Genomic DNA, 19,452 nt, shown 5'->3' on the forward strand with positions numbered 1-19,452 from the left:
ATTATTTTGCTCTCTTTCTATAGACGGGTATCGAAGCGACCACAGAAAGGATCTACTGGATTTTTACCAAGAAATTCTTCTTGACCCATCATTTTTTTCAGTAAGGCATCAATCGTAACTTCATTGCCTGTATAAGCATTAATGTAAGTTGAAACCATCGGAATATCAAAGAGGTGGTATGGGTTGCAAGTAGAAACAAAGACAGTTGGGATATCCTTCATGAACCATGGTGCATCAGCGGCCATCAAGTGAATCCAATCTAGTCTAGTGGTAGTCTGGTTACTTGCCGTTTCAACATTAGCTACATAAAAGGCAAGGTCAAAGCGATCTTTTTCAAATTGAACGCCACCTTCAAAAACTTCTTGGAAATCTAAGTGTTTTCGATTAAAAACAGTGACTTGGAATCCTTTTTCTTCAAGTTTTTCTTTAAATTTAGTAGTTACTTTACCGCCTTCTTTAAAGCCACCATCATCAGTATCACCTAAAACGACGAGACGAACTCGGGGGTATTTCTTTGGTGTCAGTGGCAATAATTGGTCGCGGTCCTTAACCAGAGTGATTGATTCTTTAGCAACCTTAGCCGCGAGCTTCTCGTGTTCTGCTAATTTTAAGTCGAAATTACTTAATGCAGGTTCACAGAGTTCACCCGCAGTATTCATTACGCCTTGGGCAACCTTAGTTGCAATTATTCTTGTTACTGCTTCATCAACGCGTGACATGGGAATGGTTCCGTTAGCTACGGCATCAGTAATAAATTGATAATCTTCGTCAATGTCTTTGTTAAAGAGAATCATGTCAATACCAGCATTGATTGTTGCTGGTAAAGCTTCTGAACGCTTCATTATTGCGTTATAACCAATCATTGGCGTTGCATCAGTAATCGTTAAGCCGTTGAAGTTCAAAACTTTCCGAAGTAAGCCGTTAATTAAAAGCTTAGAAGTTGATGCTGGTCTTAAGTCTTTATCTTCAATTCCTGGCTCCAATCGGCGTTCCCAAGCTGGTTGCATAATATGAGCAATCATGATACTTGGTAAACCATTATCAATTAAGTGGTGATAAATTTCTCCGTAGGATTGCATCCATTCATCAGCGGAAAGCGAATTAATCGAACTTAATAAGTGCTGGTCACGTTCATCGACACCATCACCAGGGAAGTGTTTAGCAACAGGAATAACGTGGTTAGCATTTAGTCCGGCAATTTGAGCATCTGACATTCTAATTACTCGTTCTTTATTACTGCCATAAGTTCGGACATTCATAATTGGATTACGGAAGTTTTGGTCAAGATCAACAATTGGAGCAAATGACATGTTGCCCCCAACCTGCTTTGCTTCGTAACCAGAAACTTCGCCTAAATTATAAGCGTTTTTAGTGTCATCGGTTGCCGCAATCTGCAATGGGCGGCCTAACCAAGTACCACCATTTATGAGTCCATTACCACCGGCTTCAAGGTTAGCTGCGATTAAAAGTGGAATATTACTTGCTTTTTGTGAAGTTGCTATTTCATGCTGTAATTTTTTAGCATCATCAGGACGGTACATAATTCCGCCAGGTTGATATTTTTTTACAAATGCAGCTAAATCTGTGTTTTCTTCATCTTCACCGATGACAAAGAAAAGTTGACCGATTTTGGCTTCGGTTGACATACTTGCTACTTTTTGCTTAACAAAGTTAATTTGTGTAGTAGACAAGTTATAGGGTTTTTTAGATAGGTCTGTCATCTTTTTCCTCCATGTGCTATAAATATTAGTGAATTTTGTTCTTATTTTAATATAGCTTTGTCCCAGCTTCTATTGCTAAAATACATGATTTTTGTGTTGATTTCACAGATTTATTTCTTGGTAAAAACAGTGGTTTAGTTAATTAATTCGGAAAAAGGAGAAATACTAAATTGGAAAATCAAATTTTTAAGTTGCTAAGAAAAGATAATAAGCCGAGAGAATGGCAAGACGTACTAGCAACTGTAAAAAGAAGTGGTAGTTTAATTAAAAAAGCAGGCAAAATTGGTCTGGAGCCTGTATACCGCTTTTTTGATACTTATTCGGATAATTTGGTTCTTAGTAGTAGTTCAATTTGTATCTCAGTTCAACCAACCGAATCATTTATTCCGTACCATATGCATGATTACGTTGAAATTATGATTCCCTTAGTAGATAGTTGTACAGTTGTACTAGAACATTCAGAAGTCAAGGTTAAACAAGATAACCTGATTTTTGTCGGCAATAAAACTGTGCATAGAGTTAAGCCAATAGGGAAAGAAGGTATAGTGGTTAATATTGCTCTACGAAGTTCGGCATTTTCTTTAAACGAATTGGATTACTTAAGTCATAGAGAAAATGGCTCCAATATTTCTAATATTTTATTTTCACTTCTTTCAAATGAAGAGTACGGCGAGGGGCGGTATAGTTTGTTTGAAATAAATCATGATGCCAAGATATTAACTTTGATTTATGATGTGATTTTAGAATATTATCATCCAGATATTCAGTCTAATCAGTTAATTCGTTTAGAGATGCTAACTATATTTACCCGCTTAATTCGGCAAGCTGCTAATGCAGAGATTAAAGTAAAAGATTATCATAAACAAAGAAATAATCTATTGTCGCTTTTACTTTATATTGAAAAGAATTACAATAAAATCACATTACAAGACATGGCTAAAAGCTTTGGCTTTAATCCTAATTATCTATCTGACTATCTTAAAAAGCACACAGGAAAAACTTTTATTCAATTAGTGCATTTGCAAAGGGTCAATGTGGCGGCTGAATATTTAACATACACTACTGCACCAATTGAGAGAATTTCTAGTCGTGTTGGATATGAAAATCCCTCATATTTTTATAAAATTTTCAAACTCAATTTTGGTATTTCACCAGCTGAATATCGCAGGCAGAACAATAAAAAGATTAGCAAAAACAATTGCTAATCTTTTTGATTTTAAATATTGAAAACTGGGAAATGGATATAAATGCTCTGTTTTTTGAATATGGTCATCCTCAAAGTCGACTAATATACTTTAAATGAAATTTGAAAGCGAATTCAAGGAGGATAAACCTGAATGAATAAAAAACAGATACCAAAGGCAATAGGAATTTTATGCATGAACTTATTGCTAATGTTAGCTACAGCTGTAACGTCAGCCATTGCGGCAATTGCTAAATCATTTCCAAAAGAACCAATATCCAAAGTTCAGTTGATTGGATCAATTCCTCAATTAGGACAAATTATTGCAACTGCATTATTTGCTTATCTTACCTTTAAAATGACAAGAAAAAATTTAGGCTTACTAGCAGTAGCAATTGTTGGAATTGCAGGATTAGTGCCGGCTTTTTATAGTAATAGTTTAAATTTGATTTTAGCTTGTATGATATTAGTAGGTTTTGGTACAGGTACGATAACCAACGTTGTTCCAGTTCTTTTGCAAGAAAATTTCACTGGTGAAGCTAGAGCTACAGCAATGGGTTGGGCAACTGGTGTAACGAATATTGGAATGATGATTTTTACAGCATTAGGTGGTGTTCTAGGGAGTACTAATTGGAGAAACTTATTTTGGGTTTATGGTTTGGCATTAATTGTATTTATTTTAACCCTATTACTAATACCCCAAGATAAAAAATTGTCTAATGCTAAAAATAGGCAAAATGGTGAAAAAATTAGCTTTTGGACTTTGCTTAAGAATTTTAATGGGCTAGTTTATGTACTTTATATTATCAATTTTATGCTTTCTTTAGCGATGATGACTTTTTTAGCCAATCAATCAATTGTTTTGGCAACACAAGGTAAGGGGACAGCTTATGTAGCAATGGTCACTGCATTAGGGAATATTGGTGGAATAATTACGGCTACATTATTAACTTACATTAGAAAGTTTACCAAAAGTGATACGATTGCCTGGGGATTTATTGCATTTGCACTATCATTTATCTGTATTGTTTTTTCTTCCAATATTGTAATGCACATTATTGGAAATGCCTTTTCCGGTGTTGGGATTGTCTTAGTTAATGCTACGGCACCATATGAGATGTCCTTATTGACTGATCAAAAGCAATTTACAATTGCTATATCAATTAATACTTTATTAGGTTCTATTGCTGGAATGATAGTACCAATGTTGCTAGCAGCAATCAGAATTCAACCAGGACATGATTCTTATATTGCAGGGATTTTTATTTCAATTGCTACGGCAGTAATTCTATTTGTTACTAGATTCGGCACACGAGTAGAGAAAGCACAAATTAAAAATAATTAAAACAAATCTATCATTAGGCTTATATAAATGTTTATAAATTAATGGGATTAAAAGAGGAAAAAATGTTAAATTTTAAAATAGAAGAAAATAAAATAACTCCTTTCCCACATTATTGGGAGACGTGTGTTGGTAGTTGCCATGCTTATACTGCATTAAGAGAAGATTATCGCCAACAGTTGATTAAAGCACATAATGAACTTGGTTTTAAATATGTTCGTTTTCATGGCTTATTTGATGATGAAATGAGTGTTTGCATTGAAAATTTTGATTTTAGTGGCAATTCACAGGGTATTACCTATAATTTTCTCAATATTGACAAGGTTTTTGACTTTTTGCTAAAAATTGGTATGAAACCATTTGTAGAGTTAAGTTTTATGCCAACTTGCCTTGCATCTAAAGAAAATAGAGTTTTTCCGTATGGCGGAAACAATACCATGCCTAAATCAGATGACTTATGGGAAGAATTGATTAGAAGATTTATTAAACACATTATTGACCGTTATGGTAAAGAAGAAGTTGAATCGTGGTTCTTTGAAGTTTGGAATGAGCCTAATTTGCCACTATTTTTTGCTGGAACACAAAAAGATTATTTTCACTTATATCAAATAACTGTTGCAACAGCGAAAAAAATTGATAAAAATCTTAAATTTGGTGGTCCTGCAACATCATTTAATTCATGGATTCCCGAAATGATTGATTTTTGTGAAACTAATAATGTTCCTTTAGATTTCTTAACAACGCATCATTATCCTACAGATGATCCACTTTGGCAAAGTGGGCTAGGAATCGAAGAATTTTTTAAAAATTCAGATCAAACTAAAACTGATTATCATCGTGGCATTTTAAAAGAAATGACTGCTAAAACTGTCAAGCAAGCCAAGGGCTATCCCCTTTATTATACAGAGTGGAATGTTTCAGCAATGGTAGGTGATATGATTCATGATGAACCATATGCTGCTGCAATGGTTGCCAAAACAACCGCAGATAATGATAGCATGGTAGAAGGTTATTCATTTTTTACCTTTACTGATATTTTTGAAGAGCAATCGCAAAAATTGGGTCAATTCCATGGTGGTTATGGTTTGCAAACTGTTGATGGAGTTGAAAAACCTGTTTATCGTATTTTTGAAATTTTACATAAGCTAGGTTTTAAGCGATTGGGTGTGCAAGGCAATGATCAGGGAACTGCAGAGCTTTTAGCAGTACGAAATGACGTAGATTTGCAATTACTTGCATATAATCACAATGTTCCAAGTGAAGAAATTAAAACAGAAAAAGTGCAGATAGGACTTGAAAGCAAGAAAAATTTTGCTGGAATTTTAGAAAGAATCGATGATAGCCATGCCAATCCAATGAAAAAATGGATTGAAATGGGTAAACCAGACTACCTTAAACAGCCAGAAATAGATTTTTTGAGGGAAAATTCTAAATTACAAAAAGAACAGATTTTAGTTGAAAATGGGAAAATTATACTAAGTTTACTGCCTAATTCGTGTATATTTATAACAATTCCTAATTATTTTTCGTAGAAAGATCACTCTAAAATAGTTTTAATATATTGTTAAAATGGTTAATTAAATTACATAACAAGTAAATCATAATAATTCTGATAAATTGTTTTATGTTTTGATAAAAAAAGTTTACTTATGCTTACGTATGTAAACATTTTGAAATAATAACATTCTAAGCAATAAAAAATTATAGTAGTGTAAAATTTTGAATAAATAACTAAAAATGCCCCCCAATTTATTAATAAAAACGGTATAATTAAGGTAAATTGAAGGGAGCATTATTCAAATGATGTGTGAAAATTTATTTTTTAAAATTTTATGGGTAATTGTCTATGGCATTACGGCTTACTTTACTTTTACTGATAAAATGATGATGGCGATGTACTGGATGGCTGGGGGAATGTTTGCCCAGGCTATTGTTGATTTGGTTTACCATTTTTGGACAAAGAATAAAAAATGTTAATTAAAAGCAACTTCATTTTGAAGTTGCTTTTTTAATGATCATTTTCAATTAAAAAATTTTGAATAATTTTTTCGCGCATTGCTAAAAAAATTTGATTGTGTCCGGTGGGATGAATTCGGTTAGTTAAAAGAATTAAGCCGGATTTTTTAATACGATCAAGAACAATTAAGGTTCCAGTATAACCAGTATGTAAAATAATTGGATAATTATCTTGCGGGTCAAAGCGTAAATCCCATCCCCATGAACGTGGCGCAACACCGCTGGGGTTCTTATTATCAAATAGTAAACTAACAGTATCTTGACTAAAGGGGAGGATATCACGATCGATTCCAAGGTAGCCTTTACAAATTTTCACTAAGTCGTTTAAAGTTGAAAACAGCCCAGCGGAGCCACAATCTTGCCCAAGTTGACGAGCTTTAGGATCATGGGGGATGCCCTGAAGAATTTTATCTTTGACTAAAGCAGTAGGAACACACAAGTTTTTATCAGGCTTAAAGCGTGTTTCTTTTAGACCCATTGAATTTATAATTTCTTGCTGACCAACTTTTTGCACAGGAAGATTGTAAATTTTTTTAATGACTAGGCCTAGAAGAATAAAATTAGTATCAGCGTAACGCATTTTATGTTCAAATTCATTGGTTACCGGAAGGTGAATAATTGCGTCTAAAAGTTCATCATGGCTAAGTTCATCGCGATTTTTTATCCATCCCCGAATACCACTTGTATGTGTCATTAAGTGAAAAAGTCGCACCCGCTCATCGGTAAATTCAGGAATAAATTGGTGCAGTGGTTCGGAAAAATTTAGTTCATTTTTTTGATAAAGTTTTAATAAGATATTTTCTGTAATTAATACTTTAGTTAAACTTGCTAAATCATATTCTGCAAATGGACTGAGTTGCGTTACGGTGGGATAAATGCTTGCAAAACCAATTGTTGATGTAAAAATTTGCTCATTATTAATAAAAGCGTAATTAACGCCAGGGACCACACGGTCTGAAACCATTGATTCAATTAAATTTTGGGTAGCTGAATAATCAATCATAAAATTTGTCCTTAATTAAATTTGCATACTCAGTCTATTATATCCAATTTTGTATCTCAATAGCCAAAATTATTCTACGGTTTAATTTTGATTTTTTTGGTGCAATTTTCGATTTAACGATTTAACAAACATCTTTGCTCTAATTAGACTTACGGACCAAACAATTAAATAAATAATACAAAAATCAATCGTAAAATCAAGTAGGTAGTACCAGTTCCATTCGTGTTCATTAACTAAAATACTCAGGATGATAAGCAAAAAATAAGTAATACAGAAATGGACTAAGGTTTGCTTAGTAATACTCCAAGTTTCAATCCGATAAATAAGACTGCTACAACCAAAAATAATTCCAATTAGTGCCCAAATAACTAAGTCTACCAAATTTACCGAAACAGAATGCTGAAAAAAGCGTTCGAAGTTTGATAGTGATGAGAAGGGATTGAAAGAGGGACTAAAAATAAGGTATGAGAATATGCCAATATTGACTCCAATTGGAGCGGACCAAAGAGCTAATTTTAAAATTTTTTTGCAAAGGTTCATGATAAAAACTCCTTTTTAATTTTTTGCATGTAACGGCGTGAACTGTAGGTGGTATGACCATTTTTAAAAATAATTTGATAAATGCCATTACGCGTAAGGGCAAATTCTTGAATACAACTAAAATTTACGATTTCAGAACTTGAAACTTGAATGAAGACTCGTTGAGGTAGAATTGACTTGATTTCATATAGTCGCTTTTTTAAGCGATAATTTCCTTGATTAGTCTCACAAATAACTTTCTTATCTTGTGTATGAATAGAAATTACATCATATAGGGCGATTACCTTTTGGCGTCCATTTTGATAACCAATCAGATTTTGTTCATTGACAAAATAAGACAAATTATCTTGTAAAGTAGTACTGTTATTATCAATTTGAGGTGTATTAACAGTCACTGATAGGTCAACTGCCTGGGGGTCAATTTTTTGATTAACAAGCATAAATGCATCTCCTTTCTGTTTTTTTAAGATAGCAAAAGTAAATATGTTAAACAACAATTTAAAGATGAATGGTCATTTTTTTAGGATAAGTGGTAGATCGACTATAAAAAAAGCAATTACCTGCCAAATTAATTAAAAAAATACTTTTTTGCGATAAAAAGCACTTGACTTTACCCCTGGCTTCAAGCATAATAATTACTGTTGATTTTGCCCGTTGGTCAAATGGTTAAGACGCCACCCTCTCAAGGTGGAGTTACGAGTTCGATTCTCGTACGGGTGATTTAACACTGGGATATAGCCAAATGGTAAGGCACAGGTTTCTGGTTCCTGCATGTTTCGGTTCGAGCCCGGATATCCCAATAATTGTAATTTGTCTTAGTTTCAACTAGCTTAAAACGTTGATACTAAGGCATTTTTATTTTTTCTGATTTTTTGAAATTAACTGAAATTAGTCACTTAGGTTACAACATTCGGTTACAACATTTTGGCAAAGGTAGATTAATCAAAATATTCTAAAATTGGTATAGTTGAGTGCTGAAAAGTGCTATAATATCAAGTGTTCAGTTTAATAATTTATAGCTTAAATACCTTAGAAAGTCCATTTTGGGCTTTCTTTTTTATTCAAAATCAGCAATTCGGTTACAACATTCGGTGCATCCTTTAGGTATATAATTGACTTATAGAATTAATACAGGTTACTTTACATTACTTTTTAGCTAATACTATGAAAGCGATATTAATTATAAAAATATGGAGGCCACTTTATGAGTGAAGGATGGATGCCAAATTTATTGCAATTTGTTCCAAATATGAAGATAGCAAATAATTATTTAAGAGAAGATATATTTTTGAAAAATATTTTTTCGTATAGAAAGCAAGAAAATAAGACCACTTTATCTTTAATAGATAATCAGCAAGACCAACTTAAATTTGATAATCTTGAGGCTCGTGCTGTGAATTTAAGTATTTTAAATAGATCCTGTTTTATATCTTGCTATTCTGTTTTAAGAGAAAATTTTTTTGATGAAAAAAATCAAGGTAAATTGAGACCAGAAGTAATAAGTGGACTTGAAGGGGGAAATATTGATGATTTTGGCAATCCTGTTTCTAGACCGTTTATTACAATAAGTTCAACAAGGGTAGAAAAATTATTGAATGAACTTAAGCAATCTGTTGATCTTTATTATAAAGTTCATACTATAAAAGCTTTTAATCCTAAAAAAGGTCCCTTTTCAACACATAATGTTGAATATTTAAATTTGGGCGATTATCTTGTCGAGGGACTTAAACTAGAAGATGAATATAATATGTTGTTGCCAAAGGTTCTTTTGTTAGATGGTTCCTCTGTCTTATCGGTTAAAAATCTAAATAAGTGTCAAAAACACATTGTAAGGTCTTTGACTAAATTCTTTTATTGTAAAAAGCCAAAAAAATTTGAAGTCCAAAATGAATATCGCTTTTTAGCTATTTCTGAAAAACCAATTGATGAAAATCTTTTAGAAAATAATTTTATTAAAATTAATCTTCTTACCAATTTACATAGTTGTATTAGAGTACATGATCATGATGATATTAAAAATCTAAAATTAAGTGATTTATAATTAAAATTTTGGATTTAGGTCAATTAGATTTACAACGGATAATAAAACAAATGGGTGAGAGCCATTGAGTTTTACAAGTGTACTTGTAAATACGGTTGTTGTCACTGTGATAAAAGGGGGTTCCGTTTTAATCCCCCCTTAATTAATGTCTACATTTTAAAGTGAAAACTCAAATTAAATATTAAAGTTATTCTGAACGACTTGATTTAGGATTTATAAAGTTGTTATAAAGAGGGGATGCGTATACGCATAAAACATTAAAATTTAGATGGGGCCAATTTTGGACTGACAGTTTTCATATCTTTCAAAGGGACAGTAGCTATCTATTTTAAAAGTATTTATACGGATCCATTTTTGGATTGGTTATTTTAATTGTTGATATTATTAAAAATACATTATCAATTAGTTACTGACTATTAGACATTTTTGACTTACTGTTCTTCCTAAATTTTAGAAAGATTATTAAATAAACGTTTTTATTGGACTTTGAAAAAATAGAACCAAAATATTGATATTAGTCAGAATCCAAAATTGTGGTCTAATAGATGTGCTGAACTTTCAACCAATGTTTTAATGAGTACAAATTTGCACCTATCTTTTTTATAGTGTCCGCAAACTCCGCGTTGGCTTAAGATTTCCCCAATTTTGGGGAGAACTAAATTATGCATCCCTAGGAGGGCTCAAAACCGAGCTCTCTTTTTGTTGTAGTAAGTATTAACGAACGCAATTTTACGTTGAGCTGAAAATTTAAGGTCGTTCAAAACGACCTGTTTTTGTATAAAGGATATCAGAATCCAATTTTAGCTTTTGACCTAAACCAATTATGGATTGGGCAAAACAGGTCAATTAAATTTATTTCGAAATGGTTCACAGCCATAACGAATTTCTAAGTGGGTCTGAGCCACTTAGAGATATTTAATGAGTGTAGTTGTAGCAATAGCTATTTAAGGGAGCCCTGAATTAGGGCGTCCTGAATTGTAACGTCATAATTTGTTTGACCAGAAGCAAAGTGATTAGACTCGATGGTTCACAGCCGTATAGTTTATAGTTTTAAATAAATTGCAAAAATTTTTATTTGTATAGAAAAGATGGGCTCAAAATTGGCCCCATGTCCTAAAAGTATCTTCAAAGTAAAGCCACTTTTTAATTAATAGATAGGGGGTGCGTGTGCGCACTACCTATACAGTATAAATAATTATCCACAGCCCCCCTACCTTAAAATATTTCGAATTCAGTTTTTGAAAGAGAAGCCGGCATTATGTGGTTGCTCTCTTAATGACAAGTGGGGCGGGGGTATTTAAAATATGATTGCTGATATGTAAGGTTTGTCGTGAAATACGACAGGCTAAATGATGATTTTCATCGGCGCAATTTTGCGCTGATCTTTGTTTTTACCTCTTAATTTTAATTAAGTCACAATTGTTCACAATTAGGGTGCAAAGATAATGGCTACAAAGACTGCTATATAAGGATTAATGCAATTAAAAGATGTGCGCAAAGTGCACCCAAAAAATTTCATTGAGGGTGCACTCACGGTATTTATTATTGCAAGGGATGCTGTCTAATATTCCCTCTGTACCAGCTTTTTTAAGCTCCGTTCCTGTTTTATGTACGCTGCATACTAAGTATAGAAAATGTTAGCATTTGTTAGCATAAAAAATAAAGACATGAATTACGACTATATTTTAGTTTGATATTCGCTTAACTTTGTCGCCCTTATGGTATAAATATAAAATATCCTACTTTAAATTGAATCACTAAATAATGTCAGTGTCCCATCATGCGCAACAGCTATCCTTGATCAGCACAGCTTAGTCACAATGTTTGGCTTTATTTGCATTTAACATACTAAATTAATGAACGTATGAGAGTAATGAAATTATTTAACTTGTATGGCTTATTACTGATTCGTGAAAAATATTAATACTGTACTTTTTTTGAGGGCGCTCTGACCATCAAGGGACGAGCGCCCCTTGCGCAGACTATCGTTTGATAGCAACGACTAAAAGTAGTATTATAATCAATAGAAGTATTATTTCAGTCAAGGTAATCACCCTCGGATGACGCAATCCAACTTGTTGTATTAAGCTAAGGAGAGGTGATTACCTTTTCTTATGCAAGCCAGCGCAAAAAGCTCTCCCGTCAGGGAAGCATTTCTTTGAGCATAAAAAACACTCATAAGCGAGTGCTTTTTTCAGGCTTCCCTACAAGAAAGTTAATTGTATTGCTTGCCTTTGGCATTTCTTTTGCAGAAGTGGTTTCTGATGACATAGTATCAATAATCTTGTTTTCTCCATTCGGAGTAAAAGTTGATTTATCCCAAATTTGTACATATTGTTTTCCAGAGAGTGATTCAAAATATAATTTAATATACTTAATTTCCTTTTCTATTTCTAGAAAAGAATTTTTAGTTTTATCATTCAGCATTTGATGTGTTAAAACAACAACTTTATCTCTTGGAGGTACAAAAGTAATTTGCAAATTGTCAGATTCCAAATTATTAATATATCCTATTTCTATGTTTACATTTATAGCAACATTATCGGTTACATTAGTAAACTGATAAGCACGTTTATCATTTTTTAAGGCCCTAAATTTTCTACCATTAACCTCATCAATTTTAGAATTTATACTTTTGGCAAATAATGTCTCGTCTTCTCTATTCATAAAAAAATTTTTATCATTAATATTTAACGTAGGCATACATAAAATAGAAAATTGCGACCTATTATTAAATTCAAAACGTTCATTTGCTTCTCTCTTATCTTTCTCATATTCATTTCTTTGTTCATAAATTTGATAGTAGGCAATGCCAATAGCCGCAATGGATCCTAATCCACTCAGCCAATCTGCAAAACTGCCTAAATTTTTCTGTGATATAGATATACATATAGCTCCACCTAATATTGCTGAAATAAAAGAAATCATAATATACCAACCATACTTTTTAAACCAGTTCATTTTACTCTCCTAAAGACGATAATGTTAATAATATATTATAAATTGAAGCATATACCAATAGAGAAAGACTTTGCTAACTATGAATAATATTAGCATAAAAAATACAGTCGTGAATTACGACTGTATTTTGGGTTTTAGTTTTATATGCGCTTAATCTCACGTTTAACTTGGCTGCTTTTAATGGTATAAATATAAAATATCCCGCTTGAAAGAGAATCACAGAATAATGTAGGAATGCCGTCATGTTCTACAGCAATTCTAGTAAACCATAATTTACTATTTAGTTCATTTAAATAATTGCTATGTTCTGCTTTATTGCAAATTAACATCATGCAATTACAGAAATGCACAGCTGCTTGCTTACCAGATTCTTCTTCTATTTTTTTAACTAATTGCATCATGTCATAATCTGCAGCATTGTTAATTGAGTAATACATAATTTTTCCTTTGTTTATGTTTAATATTGCTTTGGTATTCTTAACTGGGTGGTATATCAATTAGCCACTTTTTTTCTAGCTAATAAATCTATTCCAGCTATTTCTTTCCATTGCTGAACTGTTCCAGAAATCATATAAATGCGTCCGTCAGCTCCTCGAGCTAATAATGTTGCATCACTATCTTTAGTTATTTTTTCTTGTTTCATTGTTTTTACCTCTTAATTTGGACTATGTACCACTTTATTCCACTACAGTCCATCTTTTAAAATTGCTATAATCCTTACAGCTGTAAGGATTAGTCCAATAGTCCACTTTTTTTGCAATATAATACACCACATATATAGAGTAGGGTATATATAATTTTATATTACTAAGTATTATTAAAAATAATATGGACTGTTGGACTGTATTTACTCTAGCAAGAGATTACAGCTATTTTTATTTTGGACTAAAAGTGGACTGGTATGGACTATCGTTGATATATCAATATTTTATTTTGGACTGAGATTAACGTAATAAGTAACACGTGGTCTTTTACCATTTGAATTCCAAGGTCGTTTAGTAAGTGTTGTTATTCCCTTACGCTCTAATTCATTTTTCAATTTAATATTAGAGAGTGGCTTGGTTCCATTGTTTTTTACCTCTTAATTTTGATTATGTCACAGTTAGGCACAGTTAGGCACAAATTAAAAAATAGGTCTAAACCCTTACAGGAACTGGTTTTGGAACAAAGTCACACGATTTTTTGAATTATAATACACCACATATATAGAGTATGTATTATATATTTATATTACTAAGTATTATTAAAAATAATATGTTCCTTTGTTCCTAACTTACTTGCTCTAAAGTTATTAGCAATTTATTTTTTGTTACCAGCTTGTTCCCAACTTGTTCCTTTGTTGGTGTATTAACGTTTAGTAAATTTGTTTTTTGTTCCTAATTATTCTTGGGTTCTAATCCTATGTAATAATAAAAGCGTGGTCTTTGTCCATCTGACTTTCGGAGTTGCTTACTATGCCTTACTATACCTTTTCGTTCTAATTCATTTTTTAATCTAGTGTTAGAGAGTGGCTTGGTTCCATTGTTATCACACCATTCTCTATAGTCTCGATATAGTTCATTTTGATTGATTTTAGAATCATCAACTTGGATGTAGTTTTCATTGAGAAATTGTTGAACAGGATCATTGTCAGACAACCATTTATTTCTAGCTGTCTCAATAGAAGGGGTTACAGTAAATTTGCCTCTGTCCATTGCTTTCTTAGCGTAATAAATGCAAGTGTAAACAAACTTGCCTCTTTCCTGTTTAATCTTGTCCATACTAAACTGACTTTTAAAATCATCAATTCGTTTAAATGTCATAATAAAGGCTCTGCGTTTAAAGCCATCGGTGGTATCTGAAAAACTAGGTTCTTCATTGCCAATAAATAATAATTTGGCATGATTTTTGAAGACTACATCTTTTTGATTTTTAACCGGCGCATTAATATCATCATCTCCTGTTAAATTCTTTAAAGCTGAAGAGTTTTTGATAAATGCTTTAGATATGTCAGCATGGATGTTGAGCCATTTACCATATAATTCTGAAAGGCTAAAATTATTGCTCTTATCATCTGTCAAATTTTCGATAGAAACGTGGGCAACATTGCTTTTAACTAGTAAATCAGATAAATAATTAGCAAAGGTAGTTTTACCGTCACCACCTTTCCCAAAAAGCATAAGAAAAGCTTGGATAGGTTCATAACTGGGATAAAATGCATAACCAATAAATTCCATCATTGGTGTAATATTTTCTCTTAGAGATAATGCTAACCACTTCTCTGTTTCTAATGGTCTATTCTTTTTATGGTCTGCATTTTTAGCTTCTTGTTCAGCCTTGGCAATGTCATAAACGATTAAGTCGTAATCAGTGCAAAATGTAAAATAATATTTAGGGTCGTGGGGAATTAACTGCATAGCATCCCAATCCCAAACACCATTTTTAAAGTTAAAGTAATTGCCTTGAATTTTACCAAATGTATCAGCCCGTTTAACCCGCTTAATACTGTCACTAATAAAGTGAAAGGCATCTCTAGCTGTTTTATCTCTCCACATTCCCTGTTTATTTAATAGGCTAGTAACAACGCTTTTTAGGCTTTTAATATTGCGTTGCTCCCAATAGTGCAATTTTTCGTTATATTCGTAAAAGTCTTCTTTGTCGCTGTTTTCAACGATTAAACAGTTATGTTCAGCTAAGATAGTTTTGCCTAGTTTAGGGATGTCTACTTTACGTTTACCACTTTCTTCTTCTCTGTAAATCCATGAGACGGATGGGCGGTTTTGTCTTTCTTTTATTTTGTTTAGTTCTGTTGTATTAAGTTTTTCTTCTGTCATTAACGTAAACACCTCCTGTTTTCTTTCTTTGCTACTGAATTAACTGTCTTAATGACTTCTTTTTCTGGAAGTGGGTCGGGAGTATGTTCGTTAGCAATTTGGGCTAATTCTGCGACAGAATAGGGGTTAACACCTCGGAATAATAAACTGCCTATGAAACTGGTTAAGGTGTCGTTACGATTACCAACATCCCCCAAACCGTTAACTATCATTTCAAAAAGCTGCGCTGTTTTGGTTTTATTACTGTTGGTGTAGTTAGTTGTATAAAAGGTGCCTTTAGCTTGCTGCTTGCTCTGAATTAGCCTAATTAAGCCTTGCGGTGCTGCCTTAATAGGGTAATGATTAAGCCATTGATAAGGTTTACCGTTAATCTGACTAGGTGCTACAACTATGTAGTTATTGGGATGCGCTTTTAAATCAACACTTGGTAAGAAACCAATGTTTTGGCTAATATTAAAATTTTTAGGCTTTTTAAAAAAGAAATGACGCCCGTTGTTAGCTGTTTTCTCGGTCAAGGTATCTTTAAACCATTCAGGATGATTAAGCTCTCTGATTGAATTTAAGCCATCCACGTTATTACCGTGACAATCAACATCAATGACAAAAAATTGCTCGGTCTTAAGTGCAATATTGGCATTCGGATATTTAGCCCATATTTGTTTAATTTGTTCTACTGTTAAGGGTGGTCTATCAGCAAATTTAATCAATGGTCGCTTATTTTGACCAATTGGGATTACTGAAAAGCCGTGTTCTGCATATTTAATAGCGTAATTAACTAGCATAAATACCTCGTTTTCTTTAGAGATTAGAATATTTTGATTAGCCTACCTTTGCATGTTTGGTTTATAATCTCTTATGTAATAATTTTTGGTTAGAAATTATTCATTACCCGATACTGCTTGCGACAGTTTCGGGTTTTTTCTTTGCTCTTTTGACTTTAACCACTCGGTAATGCTTTCTTTGCCGTATAATTTACGTCCGTCAATAACGGCTACAGGCATCCCTAAAGTAGCCCAATAACTAATGGTTGAATCAGCTACACCGAAATATTTAGCTATCTCACGGCGGTTTAAATAAGGCTTAGGGTGGTTAAGTGTGTCTTTAATTGTCTTAACGATAGTGTCTTTAATATCTGTGTCTTCCATAACTTATTGCTCCTTGAGATTATTAGCGAACACTGCTGTTAGCTTATCCACCTCTGATAGTGGAACATTACAAATTGCATTCTTATTATTCATATTTTCGATATGCTTAAAACCTGCTTTGAAAATAGCACTCATGACTTGAAAGCTCTGTTCTTCAAAGGTTAAGTCATCATCTTTGGACAATGATTGAATTGCTTTTTGATAATCCTCAAATTGATTATGTTTTAAAGCTCTAAAGATAATTATTGCTTGCTTAATTGTGTTTCTATTCATGCTGTTTTACCTCAAAATCTATCAACATTTCAGAATTTTCTATAGTTGCACACTGATTAATGGCATAGACCCTAATCATGTCAGCTAAAGCATATAATTCTTCAAACTCTGACAAGGTCATATCTTCAGGTGATTGAGCATCATTTAACTTATCAGTTAATACTTTTGCCACCTTTGAAATATTAGTACTTTGTAGGGATGCTTCAATTAATCCCTTATCTAGCTTTTCAACGTCTTTAACTGTTTTTTTCATGCTTGTAACTCCTTTGCTATCTGCTTATCTAATATCTGCCTAAATCCTTGTAATTCAGGACTTAATTCTTGAACATCTATTTCAGTTTTACCTTGTAAAATATCGTAACCACGCTTTATTATTTCGTTAGGATCACGCATTTGACGTTCAATTTTAATTAAGTAATTACGATATTGTTTTCCCTTTTCAGTTCGGCTAATCATACATAGCTGTTTGGCCATATCTAAAGTTAGGTCATAATCCTGTAACTTCTGTGAACCTGCTTCAGGATAAGCTTTGTTATAGGGTGTACTCAAAAGAGCACTGGTAAAATCTATATCTTCTTCAAATAATTTAAAATTTTGTTTTACCCATACACTAAAACGTTTCTTGATTTTTAATGCCTTGTGTAGCTCTCTTGCGCTAACAAGCTGTTGACCATCTTTAATATGAATTTTAATTAGTTCCTGCATTTGTCATGCTCCTTTCTGCTTCTTACTCACTTTGCTATTGGACGTTTTTGTCCAACTGTACTGAAATCAGTTCTAGCATTGTCGTTCCTTTCTATTTGCTAATCACTTTTTGATGTTCTTTCATGAATTCATCTATTGAATCTTTACTAATCTTCTTAGAATTACCAATTTCAATGACAGGTAAACCTTGATTTATATAATTGCGCAACGTAACAGGTGATTTAATACCTAAATATTTCATTGCATCTTTATAATTAAAAAAATTAGTAGTCATAAAATTCTCCTTTCATTTAATCTAAGTTTCTTAGATTTCAATATCAAAATAATATATCTAAGTTTCTTAGATGTCAATATCTAATTTTTTTAGATTTAAATATTTATTTTTGAATAATTGATGTTAAAATGTGTTAAGCAATAGGAGTTAATAATATGAATAGACTAAAAGAGCTTAGAAATCAAAGGAAGCTAACCCTTGACGACATAGAAGCAAAAACTGGCATAAAGCGTGGTACTTATAGTAATTACGAAAATAACAAGACTGAACCCAAATTAGCAACATGGCAAAAACTTGCTGATTTTTTTGAAGTGCCGGTTACTTATTTACAAGGCTTAACTTATTCAAGAGATGAAATAATTGAAATTGTTAATTATACGTACATTGATGGGGCGTTTGGAGGCACTAGTCTTATTCCAGGTGGAATTGATGAGGAACTTTATGATGTTGTCAATGAGTTTATTGCTTTAACTAGTGATGATAAATTACCGTTGGAACTATATAAAAAAGATGAAAAGAATTTTAACTTGACCGATAAAGTAAAAGAATTTTGGATGCACAATTTTGGAAAGTTGTTTAACTCTAATGCACTAAGTAGTTTTATTAAAAGTCAAGAAAGCGAGGATGATATAGCTGAATTTTTCTTGGGTTCAGTAAAATCAATGTTATCCATAGTTAGACAAAAATATTATTTAACAAAATTTGGAGAGCTTTACCAATCGAAATATTCCACGTGTGAAAAAGATTTGCATAAAAAATTTATTGATAAAATTAAATATCTTGATTTGAATTCTGCAAGGGAAGCAGTTAATCAGTATTTAGATTTAATAGAAAAAATTAAAGCAGATGTTGAAAACTATAAAACAGATAGCTTGGCTAAAAATGATAAAGAAAAATATATCAATGAATACTTCTCACAGCATTTCTATTCGGACTGGGGTAATGTATATGATGAAGATCCAGAAAGATATGAAATTGGTGTAAAAATAGCTGAGAGAGTGGATAAAGGGGACACAAAGCTAAGAGACTTTCTGATAGCCAATGATAATAATGATAATAAAGACTTCATTGCAGCTTATAGAGATTATAAAAAAGAGAATGGGGAGGAAACTAACAAACTGGATCATTATTTTAAAAATGAAAGTAAGGAATATTTGGAAAGAAATGACATACATCTCTAATAGTGGTGGGGTACAACAATAAATGAAGTAGTAACATTGACCACTTTTTAGGGATGTAGTCCTATTTTGGGACGGCATATTTAAAAGGACGCCCCAATTCAGGGCGACCCGTTGTTCACTTTGGCTTAAAATTCAGCTAATGTGTGCATCCCTACAGCAAATACCGTCACGAAACGTTACGTTATACATCCCTTTATAAAGTTTCTTACCACTTTTTTAACATAGATTAGGATACTTTGATTAGTCTACCTTTG

Annotated in this window: 20 protein-coding genes and 2 tRNA genes; 8 read left to right on the plus strand and 14 right to left on the minus strand. The window is 32.5% G+C overall.

The features are described 5' to 3' along the window. Window positions 1–17 precede the first annotated feature (17 nt). A complete protein-coding gene (locus F5ESL0225_RS02830; RefSeq protein ID WP_122047810.1) occupies window positions 18–1,721 on the minus strand; it encodes a glycoside hydrolase family 3 protein in 1,704 nt (567 codons plus the stop codon). A 170-nt stretch (window positions 1,722–1,891) separates the two neighbouring features. Between F5ESL0225_RS02830 and F5ESL0225_RS02835 the strand changes: the two genes are divergently transcribed. The 4 genes from F5ESL0225_RS02835 to F5ESL0225_RS08390 all read left to right on the plus strand — a co-directional run bounded on the left by F5ESL0225_RS02835 (window position 1,892) and on the right by F5ESL0225_RS08390 (window position 6,223). After that, on the plus strand, window positions 1,892–2,926 hold the full coding sequence (locus F5ESL0225_RS02835) for an AraC family transcriptional regulator (RefSeq protein WP_122024578.1): 1,035 nt from the start codon (window positions 1,892–1,894) through the stop codon (window positions 2,924–2,926). Window positions 2,927–3,058: 132 nt separating this feature from the next. After that, window positions 3,059–4,249, plus strand: a complete 1,191-nt coding sequence (locus F5ESL0225_RS02840) for an MFS transporter (RefSeq protein WP_122047811.1) — start codon at window positions 3,059–3,061, stop codon at window positions 4,247–4,249. A 62-nt stretch (window positions 4,250–4,311) separates the two neighbouring features. Further along, entirely contained in the window at window positions 4,312–5,778 is a 1,467-nt protein-coding gene (locus F5ESL0225_RS02845) for a beta-xylosidase (RefSeq protein WP_122047812.1), read from the plus strand. A 268-nt stretch (window positions 5,779–6,046) separates the two neighbouring features. Then, window positions 6,047–6,223: a hypothetical protein gene (locus F5ESL0225_RS08390; RefSeq protein WP_199716442.1), complete on the plus strand. Its 177-nt coding sequence runs from the start codon at window positions 6,047–6,049 to the stop codon at window positions 6,221–6,223. A gap of 31 nt (window positions 6,224–6,254) precedes the next feature. On the opposite strand, the gene F5ESL0225_RS02850 is transcribed toward F5ESL0225_RS08390, so the two are convergent. From F5ESL0225_RS02850 to F5ESL0225_RS02860, 3 genes are all read right to left on the minus strand, one after another. Then, entirely contained in the window at window positions 6,255–7,265 is a 1,011-nt protein-coding gene (locus F5ESL0225_RS02850; RefSeq protein ID WP_122047813.1) for a serine hydrolase, read from the minus strand. 81 nt (window positions 7,266–7,346) lie between these two features. Beyond that, window positions 7,347–7,805: a DUF3021 domain-containing protein gene (locus F5ESL0225_RS08555; protein WP_122047814.1), complete on the minus strand. Its 459-nt coding sequence runs from the start codon at window positions 7,803–7,805 to the stop codon at window positions 7,347–7,349. Beyond that, window positions 7,802–8,245 carry a LytTR family DNA-binding domain-containing protein gene (locus F5ESL0225_RS02860; RefSeq protein WP_090093201.1) on the minus strand — a complete coding sequence of 148 codons (444 nt, stop codon included), beginning with the start codon at window positions 8,243–8,245 and terminating at the stop codon, window positions 7,802–7,804. The genes F5ESL0225_RS08555 and F5ESL0225_RS02860 overlap by 4 nt, the downstream gene beginning before the upstream one ends. 208 nt (window positions 8,246–8,453) lie before the next feature. Here F5ESL0225_RS02860 and F5ESL0225_RS02865 point away from each other — a divergent pair. From F5ESL0225_RS02865 to F5ESL0225_RS02875, 3 genes are all read left to right on the plus strand, one after another. Continuing rightward, window positions 8,454–8,525, plus strand: a tRNA-Glu gene (locus F5ESL0225_RS02865). Window positions 8,526–8,533: 8 nt separating this feature from the next. Further along, a tRNA-Gln gene (locus tag F5ESL0225_RS02870) sits at window positions 8,534–8,605 on the plus strand. Between the two features lie 404 nt (window positions 8,606–9,009). After that, window positions 9,010–9,846: a hypothetical protein gene (locus F5ESL0225_RS02875; protein ID WP_122047815.1), complete on the plus strand. Its 837-nt coding sequence runs from the start codon at window positions 9,010–9,012 to the stop codon at window positions 9,844–9,846. Window positions 9,847–12,021: 2,175 nt separating this feature from the next. Here the strand turns inward: F5ESL0225_RS02875 and F5ESL0225_RS02880 are convergent. From F5ESL0225_RS02880 to F5ESL0225_RS02920, 10 genes are all read right to left on the minus strand, one after another. Next, entirely contained in the window at window positions 12,022–12,807 is a 786-nt protein-coding gene (locus F5ESL0225_RS02880) for a hypothetical protein (protein WP_122047816.1), read from the minus strand. A 140-nt stretch (window positions 12,808–12,947) separates the two neighbouring features. Then, on the minus strand, window positions 12,948–13,244 hold the full coding sequence (locus F5ESL0225_RS02885; RefSeq protein WP_122047817.1) for a hypothetical protein: 297 nt from the start codon (window positions 13,242–13,244) through the stop codon (window positions 12,948–12,950). Window positions 13,245–13,300: 56 nt separating this feature from the next. Next, window positions 13,301–13,450 carry a hypothetical protein gene (locus tag F5ESL0225_RS08305; protein ID WP_158592379.1) on the minus strand — a complete coding sequence of 50 codons (150 nt, stop codon included), beginning with the start codon at window positions 13,448–13,450 and terminating at the stop codon, window positions 13,301–13,303. A gap of 733 nt (window positions 13,451–14,183) precedes the next feature. Beyond that, window positions 14,184–15,620: a phage/plasmid primase, P4 family gene (locus tag F5ESL0225_RS02890; protein WP_122047818.1), complete on the minus strand. Its 1,437-nt coding sequence runs from the start codon at window positions 15,618–15,620 to the stop codon at window positions 14,184–14,186. After that, complete coding sequence (locus F5ESL0225_RS02895; protein WP_122047819.1) at window positions 15,620–16,402, minus strand: bifunctional DNA primase/polymerase; 783 nt, start codon at window positions 16,400–16,402, stop codon at window positions 15,620–15,622. The genes F5ESL0225_RS02890 and F5ESL0225_RS02895 overlap by 1 nt, the downstream gene beginning before the upstream one ends. A gap of 96 nt (window positions 16,403–16,498) precedes the next feature. Further along, a complete protein-coding gene (locus F5ESL0225_RS02900; RefSeq protein WP_118898017.1) occupies window positions 16,499–16,765 on the minus strand; it encodes a DNA-binding protein in 267 nt (88 codons plus the stop codon). 3 nt (window positions 16,766–16,768) lie between these two features. Next, window positions 16,769–17,038: a hypothetical protein gene (locus F5ESL0225_RS02905; RefSeq protein ID WP_122047820.1), complete on the minus strand. Its 270-nt coding sequence runs from the start codon at window positions 17,036–17,038 to the stop codon at window positions 16,769–16,771. Further along, window positions 17,031–17,291, minus strand: coding sequence for a hypothetical protein (locus F5ESL0225_RS02910; protein ID WP_122047821.1), 261 nt, complete (start codon window positions 17,289–17,291; stop codon window positions 17,031–17,033). Before F5ESL0225_RS02910 ends, F5ESL0225_RS02905 begins: the two co-directional genes overlap by 8 nt. Then, window positions 17,288–17,743, minus strand: a complete 456-nt coding sequence (locus F5ESL0225_RS02915; RefSeq protein WP_122047822.1) for an antA/AntB antirepressor family protein — start codon at window positions 17,741–17,743, stop codon at window positions 17,288–17,290. Before F5ESL0225_RS02915 ends, F5ESL0225_RS02910 begins: the two co-directional genes overlap by 4 nt. Window positions 17,744–17,834: 91 nt before the next feature. After that, the gene (locus F5ESL0225_RS02920) at window positions 17,835–18,017 is read right to left on the minus strand and encodes a helix-turn-helix domain-containing protein (protein ID WP_122047823.1); all 183 of its coding nucleotides are present in this window, start codon (window positions 18,015–18,017) and stop codon (window positions 17,835–17,837) included. A 155-nt stretch (window positions 18,018–18,172) separates the two neighbouring features. On the opposite strand from F5ESL0225_RS02920, the gene F5ESL0225_RS02925 reads away from it, so the two are divergent. Continuing rightward, entirely contained in the window at window positions 18,173–19,198 is a 1,026-nt protein-coding gene (locus tag F5ESL0225_RS02925) for a helix-turn-helix transcriptional regulator (protein ID WP_122047824.1), read from the plus strand. The last annotated feature ends 254 nt before the right edge of the window (window positions 19,199–19,452 follow it).

Source organism: Lactobacillus sp. ESL0225 (assembly GCF_003692905.1).
Classification (GTDB): Bacteria; Bacillota; Bacilli; order Lactobacillales; family Lactobacillaceae; genus Lactobacillus; species Lactobacillus bombicola.